This window comes from Streptococcus fryi (genome assembly GCF_053206505.1).
The window spans coordinates 25,967-33,127 of sequence record NZ_JBRUGW010000022.1 but is presented as its reverse complement, the minus strand read 5'-3'; the positions used below and the strand labels follow the sequence as shown (position 1 = coordinate 33,127).

The window sequence follows — 7,161 nt, the reverse complement described above, 5'->3', positions numbered from 1 at the left end:
TATTCCATATGAGGCTTTCTAATGATGGTTTGCTTGCTTTTCATTATAGGTCATATGGGACTTTTTGATACTCAAAAGGCCCTATAATCTCTATGGTGGAGTTACCCACTACAGAAATTATAGAGCCTAAAATGAATTCATACAATGAGAAGCTATGATGATTTCCTAGCTTCTCATTTTTTAGTCGTTTTTTTAAATAGCCAATCTTAACTAGCTCTCAGAGGAAATTAACAGTATAAAAGACAACCCTTATTATCCCATATCAAAAAAAGATAGCTTTTATTTATATCCTTTCAAAATCTTATTCCTATCACTATAGCATATAGAGTAGAAGAGGCAATACAATAGCTCACAAAGTAATACATTTTTGCCAAATAGGCTTCAGATATGATAAACTAAGAAAAACAAGGAGTGGATGATGATTTTAACAACAAGAGATACGACATCACAGATCTATCAAGATGCCCTTGCCATCCGTCAAGAAGTATTTGTCGAAGGCCAAGGGGTACCGCTGACTATTGAAATCGATGACAAGGAAGATAGCTGCATTCACTTTGTCATTTATGACAAGGGACACGCCACGGCCACTTGCAGACTATATCCCTTAGATGAAAAAAACGTCCTTTTACAACGTATGGCAGTCAAAGCTAGGTATCAAGGTTTGGGCTTTGGAAAGGTTATCATGATGGAGGCAGTGGCAACTGCAAAAAAACTCGGCTATAGCCAAATGACACTTCATTCACAAGTACACGCTGCGGACTTCTACCGTAAGCTTGGCTTCCAAAGTGTCGGGGAAATCTATCAAGAAGCTGGTATCGACCACATCAACATGACAAAAAGGTTATAGCACTTGAATTGGCTATAACCTTTTTTAATTATTTGATAGCGTCTCTTTAATGATATCTCTTAGTTCTCGGCGTTTGGCAATCCATAACGGACGATCATCGTAGGCATAGGTTCGATTAGTTAGGAAAATCACTGCTTGCTGTTCCAAACGATTGACCATAACAAAGGGACCTGTATAGCCCGTATGGTCCAACCATACTCCATCTAAATTCCAGACCAATGAGCGAGACTTATCGCCTTCTGCCATATTTTGCCATAGGTCACGAGCAAAATCGTCTTTTAGATAGTGCTCTAAAAAAAGCTGTAAATCACCAAGAGTTGTAAACAGCCCTGCTGAACCACAACTTCCTTTTAAGACCTTCGCTTTTGGATCGTGTACCTCACCGCCAAAAACGCCATTAATGGTAGGTACCGCTTCTGGTCTTGGCCCAAAACTTGTCTGAGTCATCTGCCAAGGTTGCCATATCTGTTGACTAAATAACTGTTCTAGGGATTTGCCAAAATACTCCTCTAGCCAAAAACCCAGCAAAATCAAATTGACATCACTATAACGGAAGGTTTTATCCGCATCAAACCTAATGTGATTGATAGCTTGTCTAAGACCGTCAGCGTCTAGACTATCTCTATTAGGAATATACGGATCAACACCTGAAGTATGCGTCGCCAATTGCCTTAGGGTTACCGTTTTGTCTTCAATCTCTGAATAATAAGAATAAAGGGTTCTATCTAAATCAATAAGTCCTTCTTTCAGAAGAAAAGCCATGATAGTCCCAACTCCCATAACTTTTGAGACACTTGCCACATCATAGACAGCATCTGCTTTTACAGGCTCTTCCGGCGTGTGACTGCCCAAGGTCATGACCTGCCATGCTCCCTTATCATATGTGGCAAGACAGGCACCTAAGTAGAGGTTGGCATCAATCTGCTCTTGTATTTTTAAGCGAATTGTCGTCAAATCCATTATTTTTCAAACCATACTTCGATGCGGCTGGTATCTGATACAACCAAAATCGTTTCTTTTTTATCAAGATAGACAGAATGTCCTTTGGTCTCCAGACGGTTCTTCAAGGCTGCAAAATCTGTATCAGCTGCTGCTTGGAAGGATAAAATTTCCAAGTCCCAAACCCCATTTGGCTCAACCTGCAAATCAGGCCCTTGTGCTTCTACAAATCTCAATTGAATGGGTGACTCACCCTCGAATAAATCTTGATAGAAAGCATTGGCTACAGCTACATCTGGAACATTGATAGCCACTTCGCTGATGACAAAATCTGATAACCCTTTAAACGCAGCATCAGCAACTAAGTTTGGACGAGCAATCTCAGATAAAGTCGTCACATCGTCTTCAGCGTGAAGAAGTATCCTATCACCTTCTGGTGATACTGTTTCAAAGGCATAACCTTTTGTCCCCTCAAACACGGTTTGAACAGTGATATCACGCGCTAATAATTGCGCAACATCTTCTGGCTTTGATGCTTTGAAAACAAGACGATTTAATTTTTTCACTCCCTCAACAGCCCTTGTTCGATAAGTTGGCGATTCCTCAATCGTAAATGTCGCCTCCGTATTTGCCCATGCCTCAAAAAAAGCAAGAGCATTCTCCTCTGAGACTAATCGCAAACCAAGATGTTGCTCATAAAAGGCGATATTCGCATCTTTATCGTTCACACGAAGAACAAGCGTTTTAAAATCTATCTGATTAACAAATGTCATCTCTTCCTCCTCAATCTACAAGATATATTATAAGCCATCTCTTTCATTTTGACAAAATATTGTCGGCTCATTTCTCAAATTAAAATTAGTAACTTATCTATTATATCTTTTTGTGTCGTAGTTTCAAACATTTTATTCTATTTTAGACATTTTCCATATTATTCAGTATAATAAAGAAAGAAATAAAAGCCATTTAGAAGGGGCATATGATGCGTTTTAATCAATTTAGCTACATTCCTAGTTCAATAGAACAAATAGTCAACGACTTTCAAACCTTGGGATTAGATATCACAAGCAACACCCAACCTAAAGAAGCCTTGAAGGTCTTTCTAACAAAACATTTTGTCCACCAACCTGACAAAGCTTTCGCCTTCAGCCAATTACTTGCTGATTTCGAGACAGACTTGAAAGACTTCTTTCAATCAGATCGACCATTGACCAAGGCCATTTTTGAGATGGTTGCCTTACAATTACTAGACTTTATTCCAAATGTTGATTTTACTGACGTGGCAAAAACCGTCACGAACACAGGTTTTCCAATTACGTTTGACGAAACTAACTTTTTAGGTAATCTCCACCAACTCCTTGCGACACGCCGTAAAGACGGTGTTACGCTAGTCGATTTCTGGCTAAATCAAGGCTTGCTACCCGTGGACAATGAGTATCATTTTTTCAATGGAAAGGCCTTACCGACCTTTGATACAACTAACCTCATTCGTGAAATCGTCTATGTCGAAACACCCCTAGATACCGATGGCTATGGTGAACTAGATCTAGTCAAAGTGGCGATTATTCGACCAAGGACAGCCCACAAGGTACCAACCATGATGACGGCAAGCCCCTATCACATGGGGGTCAACGAGCCTGCTAGTGATAAAAAACTCTATAAAATGGAAGGCGATCTAACGGTCAAATCTCCTAAAACACTGACCGTCGAACCTATCTCACTACCAACCTATCCTGATAGCCAGTCCGATATCCTTGAAGGTCAAGCCGAAGAAACCTTTGCCTATATCCGTTCCTTCACCCTAAATGACTTTTTCTTACCACGAGGCTTTGCAAATATTTATGTCTCTGGGATTGGAACTTCAGGTTCAACTGGATTTATGACCAGTGGCGATTACCAGCAAATCGAAGCCTACAAATCCGTCATTGATTGGCTCAATGGCAAGCGTGTTGCCTACACTAGCCACAGACGAGACAAGCAAGTCAAAGCAACTTGGTCAAATGGTAAAGTCGCAACAACAGGTATCTCTTATCTCGGAACCATGTCAACAGGACTTGCAACAACTGGTGTCGAAGGGCTTGAAGTTATCATCTCCGAAGCTGGTATCTCATCTTGGTATGAGTATTACCGTGAAAATGGCTTGGTATGCAGTCCCGGTGGCTATCCTGGTGAGGATTTAGATAGCTTGGCTGAATTGACCTACTCTCGTAATCTCGTCCCAGGTGATTACCTACGTCATAACTCACGCTACCAAGAGCTACTACAGAACCTCGTTGACCAACTTGACCGTGAAACAGGCGACTACAATCAATTCTGGGAAGAACGAAACTATCTGCCACATGCCAAAAACATCCGAGCAACAACCGTTCATGTCCACGGTTTACAAGACTGGAATGTCAAACCCCGTCATGTCTTTCATATCTTCAATGCCATAGCGGAGCATCACGACAAGCACCTTATCCTTCATCAAGGCGACCACGTCAATATCCACAACTGGCAATCCATTGACTTTAGAGAAAGTATGCTAGCATTACTGACGGACAAATTGCTCGGTCATCAAAACGGCTATCAATTGCCAAAAGTCATCTGGCAAAATAATAGCCAAGAACAGACTTGGGAAACACTCACTAGCTTTGGTGAAGCCAAAACAAGAACACTAGCACTTGGTGAAGGTGAACAAACCATCCAAAACCACTACGAAGAAGCTGATTTTGAGCGATATGGCAAAGCTTACCAGACCTTTAAAGCAGACCTCTTTAGTGGTAAGGCAAATGCCATTACTCTTGATTTGACTGTCACAGAAGACACACTTATCAACGGTGAAACAACCCTTTCCCTACGCTTGAAAACCGATAGTCCAAAAGCTATTCTGTCTGCCCAACTCTTAGATAGTGAGCAAAAGAAACACTTCAGTAACCTCCCACGTCCACTTGCTCCTAAGACTGTTGATTACGGTAGAAGCTTTTCTCGCGATAACTTAGACGAACTGCCTTTCGCACCTGCCCCTCATCGTGTCATCACAAAAGGTCTCCTCAATCTGCAAAACCGTTCTGGACTCATGACTATTGAAGCAATCCCTCTTGACGACTGGTTCACCGTCACTCTAAACCTTCAGCCTGTCGTTCATCAATTGAAAAAAGGAGAACACCTAAAATTAGTTCTTTACACCACTGATTTTGAACACACTATCCGAGACAACAGCGACTACACCATCACCGTTGATTTGAGTCAATCTCATCTTAAATTTCCCATAGCATAAGTAATTCGCTAGAAAGGTGCGTTTATGGTTTCTGCTAAATATCTTCGTGTTTTACCGCTTATTTTCCTCCTTGTTGCCTGTCAACACCCAAATGACCAAACCAGCAAGCCTTCAGAACAAGCCACTCTTCAAACAGTACAAACGGATCAAAACCAAGTTACCTTTGACATTTTTTATCGTATTCATTTAGCTAACCAAGAGAATGAGACAGATGAACTTGCCAAAGTCACACAAATGTTTGGTCCTGCAACAAGTATTAAGACGGGCAATATAGACAGTCATAAAGAAACTACCCAATATATCTGGCATAACCATAAAGGGACCTCGCTAACACTTGAAATCTCCGACAAAAAAGTCATCAAGAAATCATTTACCACTCTAGAAGGACGAGATGACTCCCACATTAAGCTCAACGACTACCAGTCCCTAAATATAGGGCAATCATTGAGTGATGTGATTACTCTATTCGGCACTCCCCATGTCGCAGAAACCAGTCTAGCTGATGGTGGCACAATCATGTACACCCAATGGTTTAGCAAAGACGAGAAAGAAAATATCGTTGCCACGACTCTTCGTTTTGAAAACGATAAACTGACTTTCAAAGACTACGCAGGGCTTTCTGAAAAATAGAAAACCAGTTAAGTATTAGATGATTCTAAGATAATTAAATATACAGCCGTCATCTTATAAAAATCATATTACAAACTGAAGAAAAACATGCCTTGTCAGTCTTAAACGACTTCAAAAGAGTAACTCAGACGATAAAAGAAGATGATTAAAAACCCTTAACTGGTAAAGTATTTCAGACAATTGACATTTCCTCAATCAACTTGATTGTGAGCAATTCACAAGCATGTCTGATTTTAGAGGGGATGTCTTTTTTAATGAGGTCACTTTCTCATATTTTATAAAAAAATTAGCAAAAAATCATTGAAAGCGATTACTTTTTCTGTTACAATATTGTTATTAAATTAACAATATCCAAAAGGAGAACTTTTATGAAAGCAGCAACATTTGCAGAATTAGGACGTATCGAACTTCAAGAACATCCAAAACCAACGATTGTTAAACCGACAGATGCCATTGTGCGTATCGTTAAAACAACAATCTGTGGAACAGACCTTCACATTTTGGGTGGTGACGTTCCTGAAACTCCAGTTGGGCATATCTTGGGACATGAAGGTATCGGTATCGTCGAAGAAGTAGGTTCTGCTGTTAATAACTTCAAAGTAGGTGATAAAGTTATCGTTTCTTGTATCACGTCTTGTAACGTCTGCCACTACTGTAAACGTGGCCTTCCAGCACACTGTGAGACAGGTGGATGGATTTTAGGTCACCTTATCAATGGTACACAAGCAGAATATGTCCATATCCCACATGCTGATGGTAGCTTGTATCATGCACCAAAAACAGTTGAAGATGATGCCCTTGTTATGTTGTCAGACATCTTCCCAACATCATTTGAAATCGGTGTTCAATCTTCTGATGTGAAACCTGGAGATACTGTATGTATCATCGGTGCTGGACCAATCGGTTTAGCTGCTCTCTTGACTGCACAATTCTATTCACCAGCTAAGCTCATCATGATTGACTTATCAGAATCTCGCCTTGAAGCTGCGAAACGCTTTGGTGCGACAGATACTATTTGCTCTTCAGATATCGAAGAAATCAAAGCTAAGATTGCTGAATTGACTGATGGTCGTGGTGTTGACGTTGCAATGGAATGTGTTGGTTATCCAGCAACATTTGACGTGGCACAAAAAATCATCTCTGTTGGTGGACACATTGCCAACCTTGGTGTACATGGTAAACCAGTATCATTTGACATTCAAGACTTATGGATTAAAAACATCACACTATCAACAGGTTTGGTTAATGCCAACACAACAGAAATGCTCTTAAACGTTGTGAAATCTGGTAAGATTGATCCAACTCAAATGGTAACACACCACTTCAAACTGTCTGAAATCGAGAAAGCTTACGATATCTTTAAGAATGCTGGACCAAACAATGCTCTTAAAGTCATCATCGAAAACGATATCAGCCCAGCTTAATCTGATTTAAACATAAACTTTAAAAAACCATGTTCGTTATAATGAACATGGTTTTATTGCTA

General features: G+C 40.3%; 6 protein-coding genes. 4 read left to right on the top strand and 2 right to left on the bottom strand.

The window, feature by feature from the left end:
• Positions 1-415 precede the first annotated feature (415 nt).
• On the top strand, positions 416-847 hold the full coding sequence (locus tag ACVRZH_RS06900) for a GNAT family N-acetyltransferase (RefSeq protein ID WP_447454559.1): 432 nt from the start codon (positions 416-418) through the stop codon (positions 845-847).
• Between the two features lie 24 nt (positions 848-871).
• On the opposite strand, the gene ACVRZH_RS06895 is transcribed toward ACVRZH_RS06900, so the two are convergent.
• Both ACVRZH_RS06895 and ACVRZH_RS06890 read right to left on the bottom strand, forming a co-directional pair.
• Positions 872-1,807, bottom strand: coding sequence for a serine hydrolase domain-containing protein (locus tag ACVRZH_RS06895; RefSeq protein WP_447454558.1), 936 nt, complete (start codon positions 1,805-1,807; stop codon positions 872-874).
• Positions 1,807-2,559 (bottom strand): CppA family protein, encoded by a 753-nt coding sequence (locus tag ACVRZH_RS06890; RefSeq protein WP_447454557.1) that lies wholly within the window; start codon positions 2,557-2,559, stop codon positions 1,807-1,809. The genes ACVRZH_RS06895 and ACVRZH_RS06890 overlap by 1 nt, the downstream gene beginning before the upstream one ends.
• Before the next feature lie 209 nt (positions 2,560-2,768).
• On the opposite strand from ACVRZH_RS06890, the gene ACVRZH_RS06885 reads away from it, so the two are divergent.
• The 3 genes from ACVRZH_RS06885 to ACVRZH_RS06875 all read left to right on the top strand — a co-directional run bounded on the left by ACVRZH_RS06885 (position 2,769) and on the right by ACVRZH_RS06875 (position 7,099).
• A complete protein-coding gene (locus ACVRZH_RS06885; protein ID WP_447454561.1) occupies positions 2,769-5,045 on the top strand; it encodes a Xaa-Pro dipeptidyl-peptidase in 2,277 nt (758 codons plus the stop codon).
• Between the two features lie 24 nt (positions 5,046-5,069).
• Positions 5,070-5,675: a DUF3862 domain-containing protein gene (locus ACVRZH_RS06880; RefSeq protein ID WP_447454556.1), complete on the top strand. Its 606-nt coding sequence runs from the start codon at positions 5,070-5,072 to the stop codon at positions 5,673-5,675.
• 368 nt (positions 5,676-6,043) lie between these two features.
• On the top strand, positions 6,044-7,099 hold the full coding sequence (locus ACVRZH_RS06875) for a zinc-dependent alcohol dehydrogenase family protein (protein ID WP_447454555.1): 1,056 nt from the start codon (positions 6,044-6,046) through the stop codon (positions 7,097-7,099).
• The last annotated feature ends 62 nt before the right edge of the window (positions 7,100-7,161 follow it).

Bases quoted from the DNA above. Each gene is read 5' to 3' on its own strand.
- ACVRZH_RS06900 (WP_447454559.1), top strand. From the start codon at position 416: ATGATGATTTTAACAACAAGAGATACGACATCACAGATCTATCAAGAT.
- ACVRZH_RS06895 (WP_447454558.1), bottom strand. From the start codon at position 1,807: ATGGATTTGACGACAATTCGCTTAAAAATACAAGAGCAGATTGATGCC.
- ACVRZH_RS06890 (WP_447454557.1), bottom strand. From the start codon at position 2,559: ATGACATTTGTTAATCAGATAGATTTTAAAACGCTTGTTCTTCGTGTG.
- ACVRZH_RS06885 (WP_447454561.1), top strand. From the start codon at position 2,769: ATGCGTTTTAATCAATTTAGCTACATTCCTAGTTCAATAGAACAAATA.
- ACVRZH_RS06880 (WP_447454556.1), top strand. From the start codon at position 5,070: ATGGTTTCTGCTAAATATCTTCGTGTTTTACCGCTTATTTTCCTCCTT.
- ACVRZH_RS06875 (WP_447454555.1), top strand. From the start codon at position 6,044: ATGAAAGCAGCAACATTTGCAGAATTAGGACGTATCGAACTTCAAGAA.